The sequence below is a fragment of the Pseudomonas sp. BN102 genome (assembly GCF_029871245.1).
Taxonomy (GTDB): domain Bacteria; phylum Pseudomonadota; class Gammaproteobacteria; order Pseudomonadales; family Pseudomonadaceae; genus Metapseudomonas.
Map to the genome: position 1 here is coordinate 198,046 of NZ_SSON01000077.1, position 23,817 is coordinate 221,862.

Consider the following 23,817-nt stretch of genomic DNA (forward strand, 5'->3'; position numbering starts at 1 on the left):
TGCGATGTTGGAAAAAGTCCTGATCGCCAACCGTGGCGAGATCGCCCTGCGCATCCTGCGCGCCTGCAAGGAGCTGGGCATCAAGACGGTGGCGGTGCACTCCACGGCCGACCGTGAGCTGATGCACCTGTCCCTGGCCGACGAGACCGTCTGCATCGGTCCGGCTTCGGCAGCCCAGTCCTACCTGAGCATCCCGGCCATCATCAGCGCCGCCGAACTCACCGGCGCCACTGCGATCCATCCGGGTTACGGCTTCCTCGCCGAGAACGCCGACTTCGCCGAACAGGTGGAGAAATCCGGCTTCGCCTTCATCGGCCCGAAAGCCGACACCATTCGCCTGATGGGCGACAAGGTATCGGCCAAGGACGCCATGAAGCGCTCCGGCGTACCGACGGTTCCGGGCTCCGACGGCCCGCTGCCGGAGGAAGAGGAAACCGCTCTGGCCATCGCCCGTGAAGTGGGCTATCCGGTGATCATCAAGGCCGCAGGCGGCGGCGGTGGTCGCGGCATGCGCGTGGTGTACGAGGAAGAAGAGCTGATCAAGTCGGCCAAACTGACCCGTACCGAAGCCGGTGCGGCCTTCGGCAACTCCATGGTCTACCTGGAGAAGTTCCTCACCAACCCGCGCCACGTCGAAGTCCAGGTACTCTCCGACGGCCAGGGCAACGCCATCCACCTCGGCGACCGCGACTGCTCCCTGCAGCGCCGTCACCAGAAGGTCCTGGAAGAAGCCCCTGCTCCGGGCATCGACGAGAAGGCCCGTGCCGAAGTGCTGGACCGCTGCGTCCAGGCCTGCGTCGAGATCGGCTACCGTGGCGCCGGCACCTTCGAGTTCCTCTACGAGAACGGTCGCTTCTACTTCATCGAGATGAACACTCGCGTGCAGGTGGAGCACCCGGTCACCGAAATGGTCACCGGTATCGACATCCTCAAGGAAATGCTCAGCATCGCCGCCGGCAACAAGCTGTCGATCAAGCAGGAAGACGTGGTCATCCGTGGCCATGCGCTGGAGTGCCGGATCAACGCCGAGGACCCGGACAACTTCATGCCCTGCCCGGGCAAGGTGACCTACTTCCACGCGCCGGGCGGCAACGGCGTGCGCGTCGATTCGCACCTGTACAGCGGCTATGCGGTTCCGCCGAACTACGACTCGCTGATCGGCAAGCTGATCACCTACGGCAACAGCCGCGACGAGGCCATGGCGCGCATGCGCAATGCCCTCGATGAGATCGTCGTCGACGGGATCAAGACCAATATCCCGCTGCACCGCGACCTCACTCGCGACAAGGGTTTCTGCAAGGGTGGCGTGAATATCCACTACCTGGAAAAGAAACTCGGCATGGACAAGCACTGATCACCATCGGTGCCTGATCCACAATACAGGGGCTGCCATAAGGCGGCCCTTGTGTTTTTCCGGCCTGTGCTCAAGTAAGCTTGCGCGCCTGCCGCACGTGCACGCTGAATTTTCAAGAGGTCCCGCCATGCCCTGGTTACAAGTCCGTCTCGCCATCACCCCGGAACAGGCGGAAACCTACGAAGACGCCCTGCTGGAAGTCGGCGCCGTGTCCGTGACCTTCATGGACGCCGAAGACCAGCCGATCTTCGAGCCGGACCTGGGCACCACGCCGCTCTGGACTCACACCCACCTGCTCGCCCTGTTCGAGGCCGATACCGACGAAGCCAACCTGGTGGCGCACCTGGAACTGCTGACCGGCGGTACGCTGCCGGAGCACCAGATCGAGCGCATCGAAGACCAGGATTGGGAGCGCAGCTGGATGGACAATTTCCAGCCCATGCGCTTCGGCCGCCGCCTCTGGATCGTGCCGAGCTGGCACGAAGCCCCCGAACCGGACGCCGTGAACCTGCTGCTGGACCCGGGACTGGCCTTCGGCACCGGCACCCACCCGACCACTGCTCTCTGCCTGGAATGGCTGGACGGCCAGGATCTCGCCGACTGCGAAGTGCTCGACTTCGGCTGCGGCTCGGGCATCCTCGCCATCGCCGCCCTGCTGCTGGGCGCGCGCCAGGCGGTGGGCACCGATATCGACCCCCAGGCGCTGGAAGCCTCCCGCGACAACGCCTTGCGCAACGGCATCGACCCGGCGCGCTTTCCGGTCTACCTGCCCGCCGACCTGCCGGCCAAACCCGCCGAACTGGTGGTGGCCAACATTCTCGCCGGCCCACTGGTGTCCCTGGCCCCGCAGATCACCAGCCTGGTGGCGCCCGGCGGACGCCTGGCACTGTCGGGCATCCTCGCCGAGCAGGCCGAGGAAGTGCGCACGGCCTACGCCGACGCCTTCGACCTCGACCCCACCGCGGAGAAGGACGGCTGGGTACGCATCAGTGGCGTGCGCCGCTGAAACGCTGGAAACTCAGTGGATCGAGTAAAATAGCCTAACGTTTCGACCGGATCGCCGCATGACCGACAGCTTCGTCACCCAGTGCCCGCATTGCCAGACCAGTTTCCGCGTCAGCCGCGCCCAACTGGCGGTGGCCCATGGCGCCGTTCGCTGCGGTGCCTGCCTGCAGGTGTACAACGCGGCGCAGCAGCTGCTGGCCGCCAAGGGCAAGCCGGTTGCGGCAACGGCGGTCGACAATCCCAAGGCGCCGGCGCCTGCCTCCGCGCCCGTCAGCCCGGCAGTCTCGGCCCCTGCCACGCCGGTACCCAGCGTCGCCACCGTGCTCAAGCAACCCGCCGCAGCGCCCGCCCCGCCACCGGCCACGGCGCCGAGCGACGACACCCTGTGGATCCACGACGACCTGGACCTCGACAGCCTCGACCTGGACGAGGAACTGGCCAAGCTGGAGCAGGAAGAGCGCCGACTGTCCCGCGATCTGCTCGGCGCGGACGCGCCCGCACCCACCGAGCCGCCGTCCGCCAAGGACAGCCAGGACGAAGGCTGGGCGGAAAGCCTGCTGGAAGCGGAGGAACGCACGACCGTCGTCGAGCCCGAAGCCGAAAGCGAGCCGGAGCCCGACTTCGAATTGCACGCCGAGCCCGCTGCACGCCCTCTGGCCGAACCGCCCAGACCGACCCACGCACCACGCACCGAGCCCAGCCTGACCATGGACCTGGTGGAAGACGAGCCCGGTCCGGACTTCAGCCTCGGCCCGGCCCGCGACGACGAGCCGAAAATGCTCGACGAGGACCTGGACGAAGAAGCGGACGAGACGTCGGTGGCCGAAGCGCCGCGCATGCAGCACCCGCGCAGCGAACCCGCCCTGCGCGAGGAAGGCCTGCTCAATATCGACGAAGAGCCGCTGCAGCTGGACTGGCAGCGGCGCAAGCGCCCCTGGGGCCGCTGGATTGGCTGGGGCCTGCTGATCCTGATCGCAGTGGCCGCCCTGGCCATCCAGTACGTCTGGTACCACTTCGCCGAGCTGGCCCGGCAGGACCAGTACCGCCCCTGGTTCGAGCAGATCTGCCCGGAAATCGGCTGCCAGCTGCCCTCCAAGGTCGACATCGAACTGATCAAGAGCAGCAACCTGGTGGTCCGCAGCCATCCCGAGTTCTCCGGCGCCCTGGTGGTGGACGCCATCCTCTACAACCGCGCCCCGTTCTCCCAGCCTTTCCCGCTGCTGGAGCTGCGTTTTGCCGACATCAATGGCCAGTTGCTGGCTAGCCGCCGCTTCAAGCCCGGCGAGTACCTCTCCGGCGAGCTGGCCGGACAGGCGGAAATGCCTCCCCAGACCCCCATCCACATCTCCCTGGACATCCTCGACCCGGGTACCAAGGCGGTTAACTACAGCCTCAGCTTCCACTCCCCCGAATAACCCGCAAGCGCCGGATTCCGGCGCTTCCAAGGCATGGCTAACTCTCGGCAATAAGAGCCGGGCTGTTCAGAATTTGTTCAAAACAGCCTTTATCCAGTCATCCAGAGCGGGTATTATGCCCACCCTTTTTCGAACTCCCCCAGAACTCATCTGTGCAGGCCCCACAACAGGGAAGACCTATGTCGGCGGTAAGCATTGGCCCTTATGCCTTGCCCAATCCGGTGATACTCGCCCCCATGGCGGGTGTGACCGACAGACCGTTTCGCCTGCTGTGCCGTCGCCTTGGCGCCGGCATGGTGGTATCGGAAATGGTCACCAGCGACGTGCGCCTGTGGAACAGCCGCAAGTCGCGGCTGCGCCTGCTCCACGAGGGGGACCCGGAGCCCCGCTCCGTCCAGATAGCCGGTGGTGATCCGGAGATGCTGGCGGAAGCGGCCAGGGCCAATGTCGAACTCGGTGCCCAGATCATCGATATCAACATGGGCTGCCCGGCGAAAAAGGTCTGCAACAAGGCCGCCGGCTCGGCGCTGATGAAGGACGAGGCCCTGGTGGCCGAGATCCTCGACGCCGTGGTCAAGGCCGTCGACGTGCCGGTTACCCTGAAGATCCGCACCGGTTGGGACAGATCGAACAGGAACGGCATCACGGTGGCGAAGATCGCCGAACAGGCCGGCATCCAGGCCCTGGCCGTGCATGGCCGGACCCGCGCCGACCTGTACACCGGCGAAGCCGAGTACGACACCATCGCGGCGATCAAGCAGGCGGTGTCGATTCCGGTCTTCGCCAATGGCGATATCGATTCGCCACAGAAAGCCAGACAGGTCCTCGATGCCACCGGCGTCGATGCCCTGTTGATCGGTCGAGCGGCCCAGGGGCGACCCTGGATCTTCCGCGAGATCGCGCATTACCTGGCGACCGGAGAATTGCTGCCGGCGCCGGGATTGATCGAAGTGGAACGGATACTGCTGGAGCACCTTGCCGCACTGCACGCCTTCTATGGCGATGAGATGGGCGTTCGCATCGCCCGCAAGCATGTCGGCTGGTATCTGGCGACCCTGCCCGGCGCCAGGGAGTTTCGCGCCAAGTTCAATCGTTTGGAGTCCACGGACGCGCAGTGCGCCAACGTTCGGGAGTTTTTCGTCGAACGTCACAACGAAGGGGAAAAGGCCGCATGACGACGATGACCGAGAATTTTTTTGATGGGGCAACACCCGTGAGCGACAACGCCAACCTGAAACAGCACCTGACGGCGCCTACCGCAGAGGGTCAGACCCTGCGCGGCAGTGTCGAAAAGGCACTGCACAACTACTTCGCCCATCTTGAGGGCGCCGCCGTCACGGACGTGTACAACCTGGTGCTTTCCGAAGTGGAAGCGCCGCTCCTGGAATCCGTGATGAACTACGTCAAGGGTAACCAGACCAAGGCTTCCGAGATGCTCGGCCTCAACCGCGGCACTCTGCGCAAGAAGCTCAAGCAGTACGACCTCCTTTAAAGCGGCCGCGGACTAGGGGCAACATGCGGCAGGCAAGCCGCGCCTGCCCTGGGTCTGCAGCCTGTAGCCTGTAGCCTTTCTGGAATCGTTATGACCGACCAAACCCTTCGCCTTCCCGTTCGCCGTGCCCTGATCAGCGTTTCCGACAAGACCGGCATCGTCGAGTTCGCCCGTGAACTGGCTGCCCTCGGCGTGGAGATCCTCTCCACCGGCGGCACCTACAAGCTGCTCAAGGACAACGCCATCGCTGCGGTGGAAGTCGCCGACTACACCGGCTTCCCGGAAATGATGGACGGCCGAGTGAAGACCCTGCACCCGAAGATCCACGGCGGCATCCTCGGTCGTCGCGATCTCGACGGCGCGGTGATGGAGCAGCACGGCATCAAGCCGATCGACCTGGTCGCAGTCAACCTCTACCCCTTCGAAGCCACGGTCGCCAAGCCTGACTGCGACCTGCCGACCGCCATCGAGAACATCGATATCGGCGGCCCGACCATGGTCCGTTCCGCGGCGAAGAACCACAAGGACGTCGCCATCGTGGTCAACGCCAGCGACTACGCCAGCGTCCTGGAAGGCCTCAAGGCCGGTGGCCTGACCTACGCCCAGCGTTTCGACCTGGCCCTCAAGGCGTTCGAGCACACCTCCGCCTACGACGGCATGATCGCCAACTACCTGGGCACTATCGACCAGGCTCGCGACACCCTGTCCACTGAAGGCCGCGGCGCTTTCCCGCGCACCTTCAACAGCCAGTTCATCAAGGCCCAGGAAATGCGCTACGGCGAGAACCCGCACCAGAGCGCGGCCTTCTACGTCGAACCGAAAAAGGGCGAGGCCAGCGTTTCCACCGCTGTGCAGCTACAGGGCAAGGAACTCTCCTTCAACAACGTAGCCGACACCGACGCCGCACTCGAGTGCGTGAAAAGCTTCGTCAAGCCGGCCTGCGTCATCGTCAAGCACGCCAACCCCTGCGGCGTGGCTGTAGTGCCTGAGAACGAAGGCGGCATCCGCAAGGCCTACGACCTGGCCTACGCCACCGACACCGAATCCGCATTCGGCGGCATCATCGCCTTCAACCGCGAGCTGGACGGCGAAACCGCCAAGGCCATCGTCGAGCGCCAGTTCGTCGAAGTGATCATCGCCCCGAAAATCTCCGCCGACGCCCGCGCCGTAGTCGCCGCCAAAGCCAACGTCCGCCTCCTCGAGTGCGGCGAGTGGCCGGCCGACCGTGCCCCGGGCTGGGACTTCAAGCGCGTCAACGGTGGTCTGCTGGTACAGAGCCGCGACATCGGCATGATCAAGGCGGAAGACCTGAAGATCGTCACCCAGCGCGCGCCCAGCGAGCAGGAAGTCCACGACCTGATCTTCGCCTGGAAAGTGGCCAAGTTCGTCAAGTCCAACGCCATCGTCTACGCCAAGAACCGCCAGACCGTCGGCGTCGGCGCCGGCCAGATGAGCCGCGTCAACTCCGCCCGCATCGCCGCCATCAAGGCCGAGCATGCAGGTCTTGAAGTGAAAGGCGCAGTGATGGCCTCCGATGCCTTCTTCCCCTTCCGCGACGGCATCGACAATGCGGCCAAGGCCGGCATCACCGCCGTGATCCAGCCGGGCGGCTCCATGCGTGACAACGAAGTGATCGCCGCGGCCGACGAAGCCGGTATTGCCATGGTCTTCACCGGCATGCGCCACTTCCGCCACTAAGCGGATACGGCCGCACTCGGACAGGCATCTGCGGCGTTGCCCGGCCCTTCCCCCATGCTCATTGCCAGAAGGCAACTCCGCTGGGTGAAGGTCCGGGCGCCTTGCATCTACCGGCCCGATCGCGACCTCGACTTTCGTGCATAAACGCTTTTGTAGGGTGGATAACGCTTTTCTTATCCACCATTCGGGCCGCGGGCCCGCCTCCTGAAGGAGAACTCAATGAACGTACTCATCATCGGCAGCGGCGGTCGCGAACACGCCCTGGCCTGGAAGGTCGCCCAGGACCCGCGCGTAGCGAAGGTCTTCGTCGCCCCGGGCAACGCCGGCACCGCCACCGAAGCCAAGTGCGAGAACGTCGCCATCGACGTGCTGGCCCTGGAGCAATTGGCCGACTTCGCCGAGAAGAACGTGCAGCTCACCATAGTCGGCCCGGAAGCGCCGCTGGTGAAAGGCGTGGTCGACCTGTTCCGCCGCCGTAATCTCGCCATCTTCGGCCCCACCGCAGGCGCGGCCCAGCTGGAAGGCTCCAAGGCCTTCACCAAGGACTTCCTCGCCCGCCACAAGATCCCCACCGCCGACTACCAGAACTTCACCGAAGTCGAGCCGGCCCTGGCCTACCTGCGCGAGAAGGGTGCGCCCATCGTGATCAAGGCCGACGGCCTGGCCGCGGGCAAGGGCGTAATCGTCGCCATGACCCTCGCCGAAGCCGAAGAGGCCGTGCGCGACATGCTCGCCGGCAATGCCTTCGGTGACGCCGGTTCGCGTGTGGTGATCGAGGAGTTCCTCGACGGCGAGGAAGCCAGCTTCATCGTCATGGTCGACGGCCAGAACGTGCTGCCCATGGCGACCAGCCAGGACCACAAACGCGTCGGCGACGCCGATACCGGCCCGAACACCGGCGGCATGGGTGCCTACTCGCCGGCCCCGGTGGTCACCCCCGATGTGCACCAGCGGGTAATGGACGAAGTGATCTACCCAACCGTGCGCGGCATGGCCGAGGAAGGCAATGTCTACACTGGTTTCCTCTACGCCGGCCTGATGATCGACAAGAGCGGCGCGCCCAAGGTCATCGAGTTCAACTGCCGCTTTGGCGACCCGGAAACCCAACCGATCATGGTGCGCCTGGAGTCTTCCCTGGTCCTACTGGTGGAGGCCGCCCTGGCCAAGGCCCTGGACAAGGTCGAAGCCACCTGGGACCCGCGCCCCACCGTGGGCGTAGTGCTGGCTGCCGGCGGCTACCCGGGCGACTACGCCAAGGGTGACGTCATCGAAGGCCTGGCCGACGCCGCGGCCCTCGACGGCAAGGTGTTCCACGCCGGTACCGCCCTGAAGGACGGCCAGATCGTCACCGCCGGCGGCCGGGTGCTCTGCGCCACTGCCATCGGCCGCAGCGTGTCCGACGCTCAGCAACAGGCCTACCGTCTGGCGGAGAAGATCCGCTGGAACGGCTGCTTCTATCGCAAGGACATCGGCTACCGAGCCATCGCCCGCGAACGCGGCGAAGGGTAAAGATCGGGTAAATGGCCAAGACCCTGGCGGCCCGGTGGCCGCCATGGTTATATTCCGCGCGATAGGGGCTTGGCTATAATCCGGCCACTCACCCACGAAGGGACCTCGACTGTGCCCCGGCTCAGGATTGCCACAGGAATGATCGCCAGCCTGCTGCTGGCCATGCTGTATCTGCTGCCCGCCCAGGCGGCCGAGGAGCGGCAGTGGCGCATGCTGCTCGATCCCAGCGCCAACCTCCAGCTGGAGGAAGTGCGGACCCAGCAGGCCCTTTCCCAGTTCACCCCAGCCGACCTCGACCAGCTCTACACCCCCGGCAGCGGCAGTGCCCTCTGGTTGCACTACCAACTTCCGCCGAGCCAGCACGAGCAGCTGCTGCGCATCTTCGCCCCCTACCTGGCCTATCTCGACCTCTACGTCCTCAAGGGCGAAGAACTGGTGGCCCACACCCGCACCGGCAGCCGCCTGCCATTCAGCGAGCGTCCTCTGCCCAGTCGCGACTTCCTCCTGCCGCTGCCGGTCCAGCAGGAGCCCCTGGACATCTACCTGCGCCTGGCCTCGGAACACGCCCTGCGGCCGACCATCACCCTGCAGTCCTCGGCGCTGATGGCCGCCGACGACACCCGTCCGCTGCTGTACGGCCTGCTGCTGGGTGGCCTGGTCATGCTGGTCTTCTACAACCTGATGCGCTATGCCTATTCCCGCGCCGGCGTAAGCCTCTGGCTGGCCGCCGCGCAGACCTGCCTGATCGTCACCGGTCTGAGCCTGCTGGGCATCAGCTCGCCCTGGCTTGGCGAATGGCAGAGTGCACAACCGCAGATCGCCAACCTCGCCATGCTGCTGGCGATGCTCTGCGCCCTGGCCTTCACCACCAGCTTCTTCCACAAGGTCTGTCCGAGCACGCCGCTGACCGGCATGCTGATCGGCGAGATTGTGCTCATCAGCCTTACCGGTGCCCTGCTGCTGATCGTCACCGAGCTGCAGTTCAACCAGTTGGTCTACGTGCTCGCGGCCATCGCCAGCGTCAGCATGTTCACCGTGTCCGTCCATCACTGGCAGCACGGCTACCGCCCGGCGCGCCTGTTCAGCCTCGCCCTTGGACTGTTCAGTGTCGCCATTCTGGCTGCCCTGCCAGCCCTGTTCGGCTACTGGCGCCTGCAATCCGACTGGCTGGCCTATGTTCTGCTGGCAGTCTCCACCGTCAGCGGCGTGTTCCTCAGCATGGCCCTGAGCGAGCGCCAGCGGCGCATCCAGTACGAAGCCTTCAGCGTCAGCCGTGAACTGGCCGCCAGCTCCGCCGAACTCAAGGCCAAGGGCGAATTCCTCGCCAAGATCAGCCACGAGATCCGCACCCCGATGAACGGCGTGCTGGGCATGACCGAACTGCTCCTCGGCACGCCGCTGTCGGCCAAGCAGCGCGACTACGTGCAGACCATCCACAGCTCCGGCAACGAGCTGCTCACCCTGATCAACGAGATCCTCGACATCTCCAGGCTGGAATCCGGCCAGATCGAGCTGGACGACGTGCAGTTCGACCTCAACGCCATGATCGACGACTGCCTCGACATCTTCCGTGCCAAGGCCGAGCAGCAGCGGGTCGAACTCATCAGCTTCATGCAGCCACAGGTGCCACGCGTGGTTGGCGGCGACCCCACGCGCCTGCGGCAGATACTCCTGAGCTTGCTGGACAATGCCTTCAAGCAGACCGACGAAGGCGAAATCCTCCTGGTGGTCGCCCTGGACAACAGCACCAGCGCACCGCGCCTGCGCGTAGCCGTGCAGGACAGTGGCCGGCCCCTGGAGGCCGGCGAGCGCGACGCCCTGCTCAACGCCGAGCTGCAGAGCCGCGACTTCCTCACCGCCAGCAAGGTCGGCGGCCGCCTCGGCCTGATCATCGCCCGCCAGTTGGTACGCCTGATGAACGGCGACTTCGGCATCCAGAGCGGTTCCGGCCAGGGCAGCACCCTCTGGCTGACCCTGCCGCTGGACAGCCAGTACCTCGAACGCCCCGTCGCCGACCTCGACAGCCCACTGGAAGGCGCGCGCCTGCTGGTGGTGGACGACAACGACACCTGCCGCAAGGTGCTGGTGCAGCAGTGCGGCGCCTGGGGCCTGCAGGTCAGCGCGGTGCCCTCCGGCAAGGAAGCACTGGCCCTTTTGCGGACCAAGGCGCACCTGCGCGAGTACTTCGACGTGGTCCTGCTGGACCAGGACATGCCCGGCATGACCGGCATGCAGCTGGCGGCCAAGATCAAGGAAGACCCCAGCCTCAACCACGACATCCTGATCATCATGCTCACCGGCATCAGCAACGCGCCGAGCAAGATCATCGCCCGCAACGCCGGCATCAAGCGCATCCTCGCCAAACCGGTGGCCGGCTACACCCTGAAGACCACCCTGGCCGACGAGCTGAACCAGCGCAGGATGGGCGGCTCCATTTCGCTGCCGGGCTCCCAGGTCAGCGAGCCGCTGCACGTGCCCAGCGACTTCCGCATCCTGGTGGCCGAGGACAACAGCATTTCCACCAAGGTCATCCGCGGCATGCTGAGCAAGCTCAACCTCGAGCCGGACACCGCCAGCAACGGCGAGGAAGCCCTGAGCGCCATGAAGAACCAGCATTACGACCTGGTGCTGATGGACTGCGAGATGCCGGTTCTGGACGGCTTCACCGCCACCGAGATGCTGCGCAACTGGGAGAACATCGAACAACGCCCGCGCACCCCGGTGGTCGCCCTCACCGCCCATATCCTCAGCGAACACAAGGAACGCGCCCGCCTCGCCGGCATGGACGGCCACATGGCCAAGCCGGTGGAACTCTCGCAACTGCGCGAACTGATCGAGTACTGGGTGGCCGAGAAGGAACTGCGCGAACAGCACGCGATGCATAGCTGACGGCGCCCGCTGGCAGCTACTTATGGAAGCGATTTCAATCGCAAAAGCAGGCCACAGGCCTGCCTTTCAATTCCTTGCCAAACCCAACAGCCCTCTCCCCAACCCTCTCCCGCCAGCGGGAGAGGGGGCTGACCGTGCCAGCCGGGACTTGGTGCCTTTCCTGCAGGGGCGAATTCATTCGCTGTTCAGGCCGCAGGCCTGCCCTACCCCCACCTCACCGCAAAGATCGGCGGTAGATATCCGGCCGCCAGGCTCCAGCTATCGCCCTGGTCCTCCGACACCCACAGATGACCGGTGGTGGAGCCCATCACCAGGCGCTGCCCGCTGGCATCCACATCCAGCCCATGGCGGTACACCAGGTCATAACAGAGCTGCTGCGGCAGGCCCTGCTCCAGCACATCGAAACTCCGGCCACCGTCGCGGGTGCGGGTCACCCGCAGGCGCTGGTCCGCCGGTACCCGGCACTCGTCCTTCACCGCTGGTACGAACCAGGCGCAGTCCGGGTCGGCCGGGTGCACCGCCACGGCGAAGCCGAAGGTGGACGGCCCGGCCTCCTGCACTTCACGCCAGTTCAGCCCGCGGTCCGAACTGACGAAAATGCCGTTGTGATGTTGCACCCAGAGCCGCTCCGGGTCCGCCGGGCAGGCCACCATCCGGTGCGGGTCCTGGATGTCCGGCTCCTCGGCGCGCTCCGGCGGCATATAGGCGGCACGCATGCCGCGGGTGCGGTAGTTCCAGCTGGCGCCTTCGTCCTCGCTGTGCCAGACGCCGCCGCAGGACACGGCCAGGGTCAGGTGGCGACTATTGCGCGGATCGACGCAGATGGAATGAATGCCCGGCTGGTCATAGCCGCCGCCGAACCAATTCGCTCGCTCCGGGCGCTGCCAGAGGCTATCCACCAGCGCCCAGGAGCTGCCGTGGTCGCGGGAGCGGAACAGGCCGCCGGGAATGGTGCCGGCCCAGAGCGACCCGGGCTGATCAACGCCGCCTGGCTCCAGGCACCAGATCATCTCCACCGACGGCCCGTCCTCGCCCTCGGCGGCTTGGGCGAAGGCCGGGGCCGGTAGCTCCTCCCAGTTGCGGCCCGCGTCCGCCGAGCGCCACAGTTTGGGTCCGAAGTGGCCCAGGTGCAGGGCCGCGTAGAGGTGGCCGTCGCGCCGGTCGGCCAGCAGCATGCTCACTGGCTCGCCGAGGAAGTCCTGGCGGGCCAGGCGCCAGCTGCCGCCCTGCGCTTCGAAACGCAGCAAACCCTTTCGGGTCGCTACATGGATGCATCGGCTCATGTCCTTCTCCTTATCCCGACTCAGCCGCCGGACAGCGCCTGGACAACGAAGATGTCGCTGGCCGGCCCCACCGGATCGCTCAACCGGCGGCGGTCATTCACTTGCTGGGCGTCGACGAAGATCGCCACATGCCGGCGCAGGCGCCCCTGGTCGTCAAGCAGATAGCTGCGCAGGCGCGGATTGGCAACGAAGGCCGCGTCCAGCGCGGCGGCCACGGTAGCGGCCGCGACGTCCAACTCGGGGACGTCGAGGTGACGCTGCAGGTTGGGAGTGAAGCTGATATGCGCCATGAACGGCTCCCTGCGCGGCAAAACGCCCAGTGGAAGAAGGTATAGCCGACCCCCGCGGCACGGTTATAGTTGTGCGCCCAATGGCAGGGCAGCCGCCAGAACCTACACTGAGCGGGCGGTCCTGGTAGCGACGAACGGATGCCCCCACCATGCTTGAAAGCCTTTCCAGCCTGTACCTGAAGATGCTGGTGCTCTACAGCCCCTTCTTCGTACTTTCCTGCTTCATCGGCCTGACCCGTGGCCACACGGTGAAGGAGCGCAAGAAGCTCGCCTGGAAAGTCGCCCTCGGCACCCTGGTGGCCAGCGCCCTGCTCTACCTGTTCGGCCAGGCCATCTTCAATGTCTTCGGCATCACCATCGATGCCTTCCGCATCGGCGCCGGCACCGTGCTCTTCATCTCCGCCCTCGGCATGGCCCAGGGCAATCCGGCGGTACAGGCCGACAACGTGCAGCAAGACGTCACCATAGTGCCGCTGACCATCCCCCTCACTGTCGGCCCGGGCACCATCGGCGCCATGCTGGTGATGGGCGCGGGCCATTTGCATTGGAACGACAAGCTCACCGCGCTGATCGCCATCGCCATCGCCAGCGCAACCGTGGGCGCCATCCTCTACCTCTCCGACCGCATCGAACGCATCCTCGGCGACCAGGGCCTGCAGATCGTCAGCCGGTTGATGGGCCTGTTCGTCTGCGCACTCGCCGCGCAGATCATCTTCACCGGCGTGAGGAACTACATGGTGCCCTGACGGGCCGACGCAACGCCGCCCGCCCCGCCAAAGAGCACCACCCGGCACTGCAGCGGGTCTTGCGCACCTGGATAGTGCGCAAGACGCTCAACCAGAGCGCCGCCAACCTACCGCCCCCACCTCCGTTCCTGCCCCTCGGTGAATGCCCAGGTCGCCGACCGCGTGGGCGTTTATACGCGCCAAGCCCTGGTTCGCCCCGCGCTGCTACCGCACTTTTCCATCCATCCGGTCAAAAAGGCACAGCAATTGCTGAGGACCTACCTCGAAGTCAGCAACCCTGAATTGCGCAAGATCACCCTGCACCTGCTGCACAGCGCGCGGCAACGGCCGCCGTCCGACCAAGGGTGACGTGGAAGACTTTTGAATACTGCCCAGCACACCAGACCAATAAACGCAGTTATTTCAAATACTTGTGAGAATGGAGACCGACCCATGCAACGTCGCAGCCTGATCAGGGCTTTCACGCTTTCCGCATCCATCGCCGCCATGGGCATGTCCTGGACCCTCCAGGCGGCCGAGACCATCAAGGTCGGCATCCTGCACTCCCTCTCCGGCACCATGGCGATCTCCGAGACCTCGCTGAAAGACATGGCGCTGATGACCATCGACGAAATCAACGCCAAGGGTGGGGTCAACGGCAAGCAACTGGAACCGGTGGTGGTGGACCCGGCCTCGAACTGGCCGCTGTTCGCCGAGAAAGCCCGCCAGCTGCTGACCAAGGACAAGGTGGACGTGGTCTTCGGCTGCTGGACCTCGGTGTCGCGCAAGTCCGTGTTGCCGGTGTTCGAAGAGCTCGACGGCCTGCTTTTCTACCCGGTGCAGTACGAGGGTGAGGAGCTTTCCCCGAACGTCTTCTACACCGGCGCCGCGCCGAACCAGCAGGCCATCCCGGCGGTGGAATACCTGATGAGCGAAGACGGCGGCAGCGCCAAGCGCTTCTTCCTGCTGGGTACCGACTACGTCTACCCGCGCACCACCAACAAGATCCTGCGTAACTTCCTGCACAGCAAAGGTGTGGCCGACAAGGACATCGAAGAGGTCTACACCCCCTTCGGCCACAGCGATTACCAGACCATAGTCGCCAACATCAAGAAGTTCTCCGCTGGCGGCAAGACCGCGGTGATCTCCACCGTCAACGGCGACTCCAACGTGCCCTTCTACAAGGAACTGGCCAACCAGGGCCTGGAAGCCACCGACGTACCGGTGGTGGCCTTCTCGGTGGGCGAGGAGGAACTGCGCGGCATCGACACCAAGCCGCTGGTGGGCCACCTGGCCGCCTGGAACTACTTCGAGTCGGTGGATAACCCGGTGAACGGCAAGTTCGTCGAGCAGTGGAAGGCCTACGCCAAGGCCAAGAATCTGCCCAACTACCAGACCGCGGTGACCAACGACCCGATGGAAGCCACCTACGTCGGCATCCACATGTGGGCCCAGGCCGTGGAGAAGGCCGGCACCACGGACGTCGACAAGGTCCGCGAAGCCCTGGCCGGCCAGAGCTTCGCCGCGCCGTCGGGCTACACCCTGACCATGGACAAGACCAACCACCACCTGCACAAGCCGGTGATGATCGGTGAGATTCAGGAAGACGGTCAGTTCTCCGTGGTCTGGCAGACCGAAGGGCCGCTGCGCGCCCAGCCCTGGAGCCCCTTCATCCCCGGCAACGACAAGAAGCCGGATTACGCGGTGAAGTCGAACTGACCGACCTCCCCTCTCCCGCTTGCGGAGCGAGCAGGCGCGCTGTTGGAAGCATCGCTTCCTGCGCCTGCGAGCGCCCAAACGCTCTGCGTTTGGGCGGGACCGCGAAGCGGGGGGGCCGGGGAGAGGGTATCGCTGGCACGGAGCTGCCGGCCGCCCTCTCCCCAACCCTCTCCCAGAGGGAGAGGGAGCTGACGGTGCATTCCGAAGGAAATCCGTATGCCATCTGCCCTCTACCGAATCCTCCTCGCCCTGGCCCTGCTGCTTCCTGTCGAAGCCCTGGCCGGCGACGCCAACGACTTCGCCGCCGCCAACCCGGCGCAGCAGGCGAAACTGCTGGAGCGCTGGGCCGCCGAACCCGGCGCCGCGCGCCAGCCGTTGCTGGACGCCCTGCAGCAGGGCCGCTTCGCCATCGCCGGCAAGCTGGCCTTCATCGAACGGGACGGCGCCTTCCACCCCGCCGAAGGTGACGCCATACCTGCAGGCCCACCGAAGAAACTGCGCCTGAACAACCGCCTGCGCGGTCTGCTGATCACCACCCAGGCCAGCCACCAGCTGCTCGCCGTCGACGTCACCACGCGACAGGAAGCCGCCCGCCAGCTGCAGAAGAGCGCGAAGCCCGCGCAGTTGGCCCTGCTCAACCAGCGCATGGTGGCCGAGGAAGACCCGGGCGTGCGCGATGCCATCAGCCTGGCCCTGGCCAATCTGCAACTGGTGGACCCCGACCCGGCCATCCGCCTCAACGCCGTGCGCCTGCTCGGCGAAACCGGCGATCCGCTGGCCCGCACCCGCCTCGAAGCCCTGCTCGACCCGGCCGTGGAAACCGACGCCGCGGTGCGCATCGCCGCCGAAACCAGCCTGGCCCAGGTCAAGCGCCGGTTGCTGGTGGGCGAGCTGCTGGGCCAGGCCTTCAGCGGCCTGTCCCTGGGCTCGATCCTGCTGCTGGCGGCCCTCGGCCTGGCCATCACCTTCGGCCTGCTGGGGGTGATCAACATGGCCCACGGCGAGATGCTGATGCTCGGCGCCTACACCACCTACATGGTGCAACTGGGCTTCCAGCGCCTGACTCCGGAACTGCTCGCCCTCTACCCGCTGGTGGCGCTGCCGGTGGCCTTCCTGGTCACCGCGCTGATCGGCATGGCCCTGGAGCGTACGGTGATCCGCCACCTCTACGGCCGCCCGCTGGAAACCCTGCTCGCGACCTGGGGCATTAGCCTGATCCTGATCCAACTGGTGCGGGTGATCTTCGGCGCGCAGAACGTCGAAGTCGCCAACCCCGCCTGGCTTTCCGGCGGCGTGCAGGTACTGCCCAACCTGGTGCTGCCATACAACCGCATCGTGATCATCGGCTTCGCCCTGTTCGTGGTGGCCCTCACCTGGCTGCTGCTGAACAGGACGCGCCTGGGCCTCAACGTCCGCGCCGTGACCCAGAACCGCAACATGGCCGCCTGCTGCGGCGTGCCCACCGGCCGCGTGGACATGCTCGCCTTCGGCCTCGGCTCAGGGATAGCCGGCCTCGGCGGCGTGGCCCTGTCGCAGATCGGCAACGTCGGCCCGGACCTCGGCCAGGGCTACATCATCGACTCCTTCCTGGTCGTGGTGCTGGGCGGCGTCGGCCAGTTGGCCGGCAGCGTGATGGCCGCCTTCGGCCTGGGCGTGGCGAACAAGATCCTCGAACCTTCGATCGGCGCCGTGCTGGGCAAAATCCTGATCCTGGCGCTGATCATCCTCTTCATCCAGAAGCGGCCCCAGGGTCTCTTCGCGTTAAAAGGCAGGGTGATCGACTGATGACTCAACCACTCAACCAGACCCTGCTCGCCCGTACCACGGCCACCCTCGGCCCGCGCACTGCGCTGGCCATCGGCACCCTGGTGCTGGCGGTCCTGCTGGCCCTGCCGCTGCTGCACCTGCTGCCGGCGGACAACCCGCTGCAGGTCTCGGCCTACACCCTGACCCTGGTGGGCAAGATTCTCTGCTACGCCATAGTGGCACTGGCCCTGGACCTGGTCTGGGGCTACGCGGGGTTGCTGTCCCTCGGCCACGGTCTGTTCTTCGCCCTGGGCGGCTACGCCATGGGCATGTACCTGATGCGCGAGGCGGCGGGCAGCGGCCTGCCGGCTTTCATGAGCTTCCTCGCCTGGACCGAGCTGCCCTGGTACTGGGCCGGCACCCAGCACTTTCTCTGGGCGCTGTGCCTGGTCGTGCTGGCCCCCGGCCTGCTCGCCCTGGTGTTCGGCTTCTTCGCCTTCCGCTCGCGGATCAAGGGCGTGTACTTCTCGATCATGACCCAGGCCCTGACCTTCGCCGGCATGTTGCTGTTCTTCCGCAATGAGACGGGCTTTGGCGGCAACAACGGCTTCACCGACTTCCGCCGCATCCTCGGCTTCGACATCACCGCGCCGGGCACCCGCGCCGTGCTGTTCCTCGCCACCGTGGCCCTGCTGGTGGGCAGCCTGCTGCTCGGCTGGCGCCTTGCGCGCAGTAAGTTCGGCCGGGTGCTCACCGCCCTGCGCGACGCCGAGAACCGCCTGATGTTCTGCGGCTACGACCCGCGCGGCTACAAGCTGTTCATCTGGGTGCTGTCGGCCGTGCTCTGCGGCCTGGCCGGCGCGCTCTACGTGCCCCAGGTGGGCATCATCAATCCCAGCGAGATGTCGCCCACCAACTCCATCGAGGCGGCCGTGTGGGTCGCCCTCGGCGGGCGCGGTTCGCTGATCGGCCCACTGCTTGGCGCCGGCCTGGTGAACGGCATGAAGAGCTGGTTCACCGTGGCCTTCCCGGAGTACTGGCTGTTCTTCCTCGGCGCTCTGTTCATCCTGGTCACGCTGTACCTGCCCAGGGGCGTGATCGGCCTGGTGAAAAAGGGGGACAAGTAAATGCGTGCAGCCCCGGTACCCGAACTCATGCTCGAACCCCTCTTCGACCCCAACCGCGACGCCGGCAGCGGCCGCGATTCGCTGGGCCTCGGCCATGTCGCCGGCCCGGGCCTGGACGTGCGTCACGGCACCATCCTCACCCTCGAAGAAATCAGCGTCAGCTTCGATGGCTTCAAGGCGCTGAACGACCTCAATCTCTACATAGGCGTCGGCGAACTGCACTGCATCATCGGCCCCAACGGCGCGGGCAAGACCACGCTGATGGACGTGATCACCGGCAAGACCCGTCCCGACACCGGCACGGCCTGGTTCGGCGAGACCCTTGACCTGACCCGCATGAGCGAAGTGGAAATCGCCCAGGCCGGCATCGGCCGCAAGTTCCAGAAACCCACGGTGTTCGAGGCGTTGTCGGTGTTCGAGAACCTGGAACTGGCACAGAAGACCGACAAGTCCGTGTGGGTCAGCCTGCGGGCGAAACTCTCCAGCGAGCAGAAGGACCGCATCGATGAGGTGCTGGCGGTGATCCGTCTGGAAGCCTCGCGCAATCGCCCGGCGGGCCTCCTGTCCCACGGCCAGAAGCAGTTCCTCGAGATCGGCATGCTGCTGATGCAGGACCCGCAACTGCTGCTGCTCGACGAGCCGGTGGCAGGCATGACCGATGCCGAAACCGAATTCACCGCCGAGCTCTTCAAGGGCCTCGCCGGCCAGCACTCGCTGATGGTTGTGGAACACGACATGGGCTTCGTCGGCAGCATCGCCGACCACGTCACCGTGCTGCACCAGGGCCATGTGCTGGCCGAGGGCTCCCTGGCGGACGTGCAAGCCAACGAACAGGTCATCGAGGTCTACCTCGGCCGCTGAAGGAAGAACACCAACGTAGGTTGGCGCAGAGCGAAGCGAAGCCCAACAACCGGTCCGCAGGACTAGCCGGCACCGACAGGGCGCACTGCGTGCGCCTCGTTGGGCTTCGCAGGCTCAGCGCCAACCTACCAAAGCCAGCGCCGTCGTTGGCCAAAGAGGAACAGACACATGCTCCAAGTCGACAAGCTCCACCAGTATTATGGCGGCAGCCATATTCTCCGCGGCCTCTCCTTCGAAGCGAAGGTGGGCGAGGTCACCTGCCTGCTCGGGCGCAACGGCGTCGGCAAGACCACCCTGCTGAAGTGCCTGATGGGGCTGATACCGGCGAAAGAGGGCGCGGTGAGCTGGGAAGGCCGCGCCATCACCAGCTTCAAGCCGCACCAGCGGGTGCATGCCGGCATCGCCTACGTGCCCCAGGGCCGCGAGATCTTCCCGCGCCTGACGGTGGAGGAGAACCTGCTGATGGGCCTCTCCCGCTTCCCCGCCGGGCAGGCCAAGACGGTGCCGGAATCCATCTACGAACGCTTCCCGGTGCTGCGGGAAATGCGGCACCGCCGTGGCGGCGACCTCTCCGGCGGCCAGCAGCAACAGCTCGCCATCGGCCGTGCCCTGGCCAGCCAGCCGCGCCTGCTGATCCTCGACGAGCCCACCGAAGGCATCCAGCCCTCGGTGATCAAGGAAATCGGCGCGGTGATCAGGAAGCTCGCCGAGCGCGGCGATATGGCCATCCTGCTGGTGGAGCAGTTCTACGACTTCGCCGCCGAACTGGCCGACCAGTATCTGGTGATGAGCCGGGGCGAGATCGTCCAGCAAGGCCGTGGCGAGAACATGGAGGCCGAGGGCGTCCGTGGCCTCGTGGCAATATGAACACCATTGCACCGCGTGGGTCACGCCGCTTCGCGGCTAACCCACCCTACAAAAGCACGCCATGAACGCACCTGCCGACACTGCCCTCTTCACTCCCAGCTGGCATGCCCAGCTGGAGCTCGGCTATGCCCGTGACGGCGCCGCCACGCGCCCGGTTCTGCGCCGCCACCAGGGTCCGCTGCGGGTGCAGAAGCATCTGCATGCCGAAGGTCCGGAAGTCTGCCAGCACATCATCGTCCACCCGCCCGGCGGCATCGTCGGCGGTGATCGCCTGGACATTTCCGCCCACGTCGGCGAGCGGGCCTGGGCGCAGCTCACCAGCCCCGGCGCGGCCAAGTGGTACCGCGCCGCCAACCCGGCCTTCCAGGACGTGGCACTCAGCGTCGAGGCCGGCGCCACCCTGGAATGGCTGCCCCAGGAAACCATTGTCTTCTCCGGCGCCCAGGCCGAAATCGCCACCCGCATCGAGCTGGCCGACGACGCCCGCCTTTGCTACTGGGACATGGTCGCCCTCGGTCGCCCGGCCGCCGGTGAACGCTTCGCCGAAGGCCACTTTCAGGCCCAGCTGGATATCCGTCGGAACGGCACGCTGCTCTGGCACGAACGCCAGCGCATCGAGGGCAACGACGGCCTGCTCGACTCGCCCATCGGCCTGGCCGGCCAGCCGGTGTTCGCCACCCTGATCGCCACCGGCGAGATCGACGCCGGCCTGCTCGAACGCTGCCGCGACCACCCCTGTGCCGGCCGTGGCGACCTGACCCAACTGCCCGGCCTGCTGGTGGCCCGCTGCCTCGCCTCCGAGGCGCTGCACGCCCGCGCCTGGCTGATCGACCTCTGGCGCCTGCTGCGCCCTGCCTTGCTCGGCCGCGAGGCCAAGCCCCCGAGAATCTGGAGTACCTGAGATGGATTTGTCTCCCCGCGAGAAAGACAAGCTGCTGATCTTCACCGCCGGGCTGGTGGCCGAACGCCGCCTCGCCCGTGGCCTGAAGCTCAACTACCCGGAAGCCATGGCGCTGATCTCCGCGGCCCTGCTGGAGGGCGCCCGCGACGGCCGTACCGTGGCCGAGCTGATGCACTATGGCACCACCCTGCTGACCCGCGACCAGGTGATGATCGGTGTGCCGGAGATGATCCCGGAGATCCAGATCGAAGCCACCTTCCCCGACGGCACCAAGCTGGTGACCGTCCACCAACCCATTGCGTGACCATTGCCATGACCCATGAAATTCACGACGCCCGGGACCAAGACCTCCCCGGCATCCTCGCCATCTACAACGACGCCGTGGAGAACACCACGGCGATCTGGAACGAAACCCTGGTCGACCTGGCCAACCGCCGCGCCTGGCTGGCCGAGCGCAATGCCGCCGGCTTCCCGGTGCTGGTGGCCGTGAACGCGGCGGGCGAGGTGCTGGGCTACGCCAGCTACGGCACCTGGCGCAGCATCGAAGGCTTCCGCCACACCGTGGAGCACTCGGTCTACGTGCGCGGTGACCAGCGCGGCCAAGGCCTGGGTCCAGCGCTGATGCAGGCGCTGATCGACCGCGCCCGTGAAGCTGGCCTGCACGTGCTGGTCGCCGCCATCGAGTCGGAGAACGCCGCTTCCATCCGCCTGCACGAACGCCTCGGCTTCGTCACCACCGCGCAGATGCCCCAGGTTGGCCGCAAGTTCGGCCGCTGGCTCGACCTTACCTTCATGCAACTGATCCTGGAGTGACGCGATGATCCCCGGCGAATACCAGATCCAGGACGGCGAGATCGAACTCAACGCCGACCGCCACACCCTGACCCTGAGCGTCGCCAACAGCGGCGACCGCCCCATCCAGGTCGGCTCCCACTACCACTTCTTCGAAGCCAACGACGCCCTGAGCTTTGATCGGGACAGCGCGCGCGGCATGCGCCTGAACATCCCGGCCGGCACCGCCGTGCGCTTCGAGCCCGGCCAGAGCCGCGAGGTGGAGCTGGTAGAGCTGGCCGGGTTACGCCGCGTATTCGGCTTCGCCGGCCGGGTCATGGGCGACCTGTAACGCCGGGCAGATTCGTAGGGTGCGCCGCGCGCACCAGGCAATAGTCAGCGGTGCGCACGGCGCACCCTACAGGAACCCATGCAATGAAAATCAGCAGACAAGCCTACGCCGACATGTTCGGTCCCACCGTCGGCGACAAGGTGCGCCTGGCCGACACCGACCTGTGGATCGAAGTGGAGAAGGACTTCACCACCTACGGCGAAGAAGTGAAGTTCGGCGGCGGCAAGGTGATCCGCGACGGCATGGGCCAGGGCCAGCTGCTGGCGGCGGAGGTGGTCGACACCCTGATCACCAACGCCCTGATCATCGACCACTGGGGCATCGTCAAGGCTGACGTCGGCCTCAAGGACGGGCGTATCCACGCCATCGGCAAGGCCGGCAACCCGGATATCCAGCCCAACGTCACCATCGCCATCGGCGCCAGCACCGAAGTCATCGCCGGCGAAGGCATGATCCTCACCGCCGGCGGCATCGACACCCACATCCACTTCATCTGCCCACAGCAGATCGAAGAAGCCCTCATGAGCGGCGTCACCACCATGATCGGCGGCGGCACCGGGCCGGCCACCGGCACCAATGCCACCACCTGCACCTCCGGCCCCTGGCACCTGGCGCGCATGCTCCAGGCCGCCGATGCCTTCCCGATGAACATCGGCTTCACCGGCAAGGGCAACGCCAGCCTGCCCGAGCCCTTGATCGAACAGGTGAAGGCCGGCGCCATCGGCCTCAAGCTGCACGAGGACTGGGGCACCACCCCGGCGGCCATCGACAACTGCCTCTCGGTCGCCGACCGCTACGACGTGCAAGTGGCCATCCACACCGACACCCTCAACGAATCCGGCTTCGTCGAGACCACCCTGGGCGCCTTCAAGGGCCGCACCATCCACACCTACCACACCGAGGGCGCCGGCGGCGGGCACGCGCCGGACATCATCAAGGCCTGCGGCTTCGCCAACGTGCTGCCGAGCTCCACCAACCCGACCCGGCCCTTCACCCGCAACACCATCGACGAGCACCTGGACATGCTCATGGTCTGCCACCACCTGGACCCGAGCATCGCCGAGGACGTGGCCTTCGCCGAGAGCCGCATCCGCCGCGAAACCATCGCCGCCGAAGACATCCTCCACGACCTCGGTGCCTTCAGCATGATCAGCTCCGACAGCCAGGCCATGGGCCGCGTCGGTGAAGTCATCACCCGCACCTGGCAAAGCGCCGACAAGATGAAGAAGCAGCGCGGCGCCCTGCCCGAGGATGCACCGGGCAACGATAACTTCCGCGCCAAACGTTACATCGCCAAGTACACCATCAACCCGGCCATCACCCACGGCATCAGCCATGAAGTGGGCTCGGTGGAGGTGGGCAAGTGGGCCGACCTGGCGCTCTGGCGTCCGGCCTTCTTCGGCGTCAAACCCAGCCTCATCCTCAAGGGCGGTGCGATCGCGGCCAGCCTGATGGGCGACGCCAACGCCTCCATCCCCACGCCGCAACCCGTGCACTACCGGCCGATGTTCGCGAGCTACGCCGGCAGCCGCCATGCCACCAGCATCACCTTCATCAGCCAGGCCGCCCTCGACGCCGGCCTCCCCGAGCGTCTCGGCCTGAAGAAGCAGATCGGCGTGGTCAAAGGCTGTCGCGACGTGCAGAAGAAGGACCTGATCCACAACGACTACACCCCGACTATCGAAGTCGACCCGCAGAACTACCAGGTGAAGGCCGACGGACAGTTGCTCTGGTGCGAGCCGGCCGAGGTGCTGCCGTTGGCGCAGCGGTATTTCCTGTTCTGACGCTGCTGGATAGGACTCGTAGGTTGGGC

General features: G+C 66.0%; 22 protein-coding genes. 20 read left to right on the plus strand and 2 right to left on the minus strand.

Annotated elements, in window-relative coordinates; all coding sequences use genetic code 11:
- Nucleotides 1–4: 4 nt before the first annotated feature.
- The 8 genes from accC to E8F12_RS24965 all read left to right on the plus strand — a co-directional run bounded on the left by accC (nt 5) and on the right by E8F12_RS24965 (nt 11,362).
- Complete coding sequence (gene accC, locus E8F12_RS24930; RefSeq protein ID WP_280327892.1) at nt 5–1,354, plus strand: acetyl-CoA carboxylase biotin carboxylase subunit; 1,350 nt, start codon at nt 5–7, stop codon at nt 1,352–1,354.
- A gap of 127 nt (nt 1,355–1,481) precedes the next feature.
- A complete protein-coding gene (gene prmA, locus E8F12_RS24935) occupies nt 1,482–2,360 on the plus strand; it encodes a 50S ribosomal protein L11 methyltransferase (RefSeq protein WP_280327893.1) in 879 nt (292 codons plus the stop codon).
- Between the two features lie 58 nt (nt 2,361–2,418).
- Nucleotides 2,419–3,774 (plus strand): DUF3426 domain-containing protein, encoded by a 1,356-nt coding sequence (locus tag E8F12_RS24940; protein ID WP_280327894.1) that lies wholly within the window; start codon nt 2,419–2,421, stop codon nt 3,772–3,774.
- Nucleotides 3,775–3,953: 179 nt separating this feature from the next.
- A complete protein-coding gene (gene dusB / locus E8F12_RS24945; protein WP_280292568.1) occupies nt 3,954–4,949 on the plus strand; it encodes a tRNA dihydrouridine synthase DusB in 996 nt (331 codons plus the stop codon).
- Nucleotides 4,946–5,266 carry a DNA-binding transcriptional regulator Fis gene (gene fis / locus E8F12_RS24950; RefSeq protein WP_028630726.1) on the plus strand — a complete coding sequence of 107 codons (321 nt, stop codon included), beginning with the start codon at nt 4,946–4,948 and terminating at the stop codon, nt 5,264–5,266. Before dusB ends, fis begins: the two co-directional genes overlap by 4 nt.
- Nucleotides 5,267–5,356: 90 nt before the next feature.
- Nucleotides 5,357–6,964 (plus strand): bifunctional phosphoribosylaminoimidazolecarboxamide formyltransferase/IMP cyclohydrolase, encoded by a 1,608-nt coding sequence (gene purH, locus E8F12_RS24955; protein ID WP_280327896.1) that lies wholly within the window; start codon nt 5,357–5,359, stop codon nt 6,962–6,964.
- Nucleotides 6,965–7,183: 219 nt separating this feature from the next.
- Nucleotides 7,184–8,473, plus strand: coding sequence for a phosphoribosylamine--glycine ligase (gene purD, locus E8F12_RS24960; protein WP_280327897.1), 1,290 nt, complete (start codon nt 7,184–7,186; stop codon nt 8,471–8,473).
- A 111-nt stretch (nt 8,474–8,584) separates the two neighbouring features.
- Nucleotides 8,585–11,362, plus strand: coding sequence for a hybrid sensor histidine kinase/response regulator (locus tag E8F12_RS24965; protein ID WP_280327898.1), 2,778 nt, complete (start codon nt 8,585–8,587; stop codon nt 11,360–11,362).
- 203 nt (nt 11,363–11,565) lie between these two features.
- Here the strand turns inward: E8F12_RS24965 and E8F12_RS24970 are convergent, their stop codons facing one another.
- Together E8F12_RS24970 and E8F12_RS24975 are read right to left on the minus strand one after the other, a co-directional pair.
- On the minus strand, nt 11,566–12,645 hold the full coding sequence (locus E8F12_RS24970) for an exo-alpha-sialidase (protein ID WP_280327899.1): 1,080 nt from the start codon (nt 12,643–12,645) through the stop codon (nt 11,566–11,568).
- 20 nt (nt 12,646–12,665) lie between these two features.
- The gene (locus tag E8F12_RS24975; protein ID WP_280292563.1) at nt 12,666–12,935 is read right to left on the minus strand and encodes a MoaD/ThiS family protein; all 270 of its coding nucleotides are present in this window, start codon (nt 12,933–12,935) and stop codon (nt 12,666–12,668) included.
- A 149-nt stretch (nt 12,936–13,084) separates the two neighbouring features.
- Here E8F12_RS24975 and E8F12_RS24980 point away from each other — a divergent pair, with 149 nt between their 5' ends.
- The 12 genes from E8F12_RS24980 (at nt 13,085) to ureC (ending at nt 23,788) form a co-directional block, all read left to right on the plus strand.
- Entirely contained in the window at nt 13,085–13,681 is a 597-nt protein-coding gene (locus E8F12_RS24980) for a MarC family protein (protein WP_280327900.1), read from the plus strand.
- A gap of 138 nt (nt 13,682–13,819) precedes the next feature.
- Entirely contained in the window at nt 13,820–14,029 is a 210-nt protein-coding gene (locus E8F12_RS24985; RefSeq protein WP_280327901.1) for a hypothetical protein, read from the plus strand.
- Nucleotides 14,030–14,113: 84 nt separating this feature from the next.
- On the plus strand, nt 14,114–15,379 hold the full coding sequence (gene urtA, locus E8F12_RS24990) for an urea ABC transporter substrate-binding protein (protein ID WP_280327902.1): 1,266 nt from the start codon (nt 14,114–14,116) through the stop codon (nt 15,377–15,379).
- Between the two features lie 216 nt (nt 15,380–15,595).
- A complete protein-coding gene (urtB, locus tag E8F12_RS24995) occupies nt 15,596–17,164 on the plus strand; it encodes an urea ABC transporter permease subunit UrtB (RefSeq protein WP_280327903.1) in 1,569 nt (522 codons plus the stop codon).
- Nucleotides 17,164–18,252, plus strand: a complete 1,089-nt coding sequence (gene urtC, locus E8F12_RS25000) for an urea ABC transporter permease subunit UrtC (protein WP_280327904.1) — start codon at nt 17,164–17,166, stop codon at nt 18,250–18,252. Before urtB ends, urtC begins: the two co-directional genes overlap by 1 nt.
- A complete protein-coding gene (gene urtD, locus E8F12_RS25005; protein ID WP_280327905.1) occupies nt 18,253–19,113 on the plus strand; it encodes an urea ABC transporter ATP-binding protein UrtD in 861 nt (286 codons plus the stop codon).
- A 168-nt stretch (nt 19,114–19,281) separates the two neighbouring features.
- Nucleotides 19,282–19,980: an urea ABC transporter ATP-binding subunit UrtE gene (gene urtE / locus E8F12_RS25010; RefSeq protein WP_280327906.1), complete on the plus strand. Its 699-nt coding sequence runs from the start codon at nt 19,282–19,284 to the stop codon at nt 19,978–19,980.
- Between the two features lie 61 nt (nt 19,981–20,041).
- Nucleotides 20,042–20,881 carry an urease accessory protein UreD gene (locus E8F12_RS25015; RefSeq protein WP_280327907.1) on the plus strand — a complete coding sequence of 280 codons (840 nt, stop codon included), beginning with the start codon at nt 20,042–20,044 and terminating at the stop codon, nt 20,879–20,881.
- A 1-nt stretch (nt 20,882) separates the two neighbouring features.
- Nucleotides 20,883–21,185, plus strand: a complete 303-nt coding sequence (gene ureA / locus E8F12_RS25020; RefSeq protein ID WP_280327908.1) for an urease subunit gamma — start codon at nt 20,883–20,885, stop codon at nt 21,183–21,185.
- A gap of 8 nt (nt 21,186–21,193) precedes the next feature.
- On the plus strand, nt 21,194–21,694 hold the full coding sequence (locus E8F12_RS25025; protein WP_280327909.1) for an N-acetyltransferase family protein: 501 nt from the start codon (nt 21,194–21,196) through the stop codon (nt 21,692–21,694).
- A gap of 4 nt (nt 21,695–21,698) precedes the next feature.
- Nucleotides 21,699–22,004, plus strand: a complete 306-nt coding sequence (locus E8F12_RS25030) for an urease subunit beta (RefSeq protein WP_280327910.1) — start codon at nt 21,699–21,701, stop codon at nt 22,002–22,004.
- 83 nt (nt 22,005–22,087) lie between these two features.
- The gene (gene ureC / locus E8F12_RS25035; RefSeq protein ID WP_280327911.1) at nt 22,088–23,788 is read left to right on the plus strand and encodes an urease subunit alpha; all 1,701 of its coding nucleotides are present in this window, start codon (nt 22,088–22,090) and stop codon (nt 23,786–23,788) included.
- Nucleotides 23,789–23,817: the final 29 nt, after the last annotated feature.

Coding starts and splice junctions, on each gene's coding strand:
- accC (WP_280327892.1), top strand. CDS start 5: ATGTTGGAAAAAGTCCTGATCGCCAACCGTGGCGAGATCGCCCTGCGC.
- prmA (WP_280327893.1), top strand. CDS start 1,482: ATGCCCTGGTTACAAGTCCGTCTCGCCATCACCCCGGAACAGGCGGAA.
- E8F12_RS24940 (WP_280327894.1), top strand. CDS start 2,419: ATGACCGACAGCTTCGTCACCCAGTGCCCGCATTGCCAGACCAGTTTC.
- dusB (WP_280292568.1), top strand. CDS start 3,954: ATGTCGGCGGTAAGCATTGGCCCTTATGCCTTGCCCAATCCGGTGATA.
- fis (WP_028630726.1), top strand. CDS start 4,946: ATGACGACGATGACCGAGAATTTTTTTGATGGGGCAACACCCGTGAGC.
- purH (WP_280327896.1), top strand. CDS start 5,357: ATGACCGACCAAACCCTTCGCCTTCCCGTTCGCCGTGCCCTGATCAGC.
- purD (WP_280327897.1), top strand. CDS start 7,184: ATGAACGTACTCATCATCGGCAGCGGCGGTCGCGAACACGCCCTGGCC.
- E8F12_RS24970 (WP_280327899.1), bottom strand. CDS start 12,645: ATGAGCCGATGCATCCATGTAGCGACCCGAAAGGGTTTGCTGCGTTTC.
- E8F12_RS24975 (WP_280292563.1), bottom strand. CDS start 12,935: ATGGCGCATATCAGCTTCACTCCCAACCTGCAGCGTCACCTCGACGTC.
- E8F12_RS24980 (WP_280327900.1), top strand. CDS start 13,085: ATGCTTGAAAGCCTTTCCAGCCTGTACCTGAAGATGCTGGTGCTCTAC.
- urtA (WP_280327902.1), top strand. CDS start 14,114: ATGCAACGTCGCAGCCTGATCAGGGCTTTCACGCTTTCCGCATCCATC.
- urtB (WP_280327903.1), top strand. CDS start 15,596: ATGCCATCTGCCCTCTACCGAATCCTCCTCGCCCTGGCCCTGCTGCTT.
- urtC (WP_280327904.1), top strand. CDS start 17,164: ATGACTCAACCACTCAACCAGACCCTGCTCGCCCGTACCACGGCCACC.
- urtD (WP_280327905.1), top strand. CDS start 18,253: ATGCGTGCAGCCCCGGTACCCGAACTCATGCTCGAACCCCTCTTCGAC.
- urtE (WP_280327906.1), top strand. CDS start 19,282: ATGCTCCAAGTCGACAAGCTCCACCAGTATTATGGCGGCAGCCATATT.
- E8F12_RS25015 (WP_280327907.1), top strand. CDS start 20,042: ATGAACGCACCTGCCGACACTGCCCTCTTCACTCCCAGCTGGCATGCC.
- ureA (WP_280327908.1), top strand. CDS start 20,883: ATGGATTTGTCTCCCCGCGAGAAAGACAAGCTGCTGATCTTCACCGCC.
- E8F12_RS25025 (WP_280327909.1), top strand. CDS start 21,194: ATGACCCATGAAATTCACGACGCCCGGGACCAAGACCTCCCCGGCATC.
- E8F12_RS25030 (WP_280327910.1), top strand. CDS start 21,699: ATGATCCCCGGCGAATACCAGATCCAGGACGGCGAGATCGAACTCAAC.
- ureC (WP_280327911.1), top strand. CDS start 22,088: ATGAAAATCAGCAGACAAGCCTACGCCGACATGTTCGGTCCCACCGTC.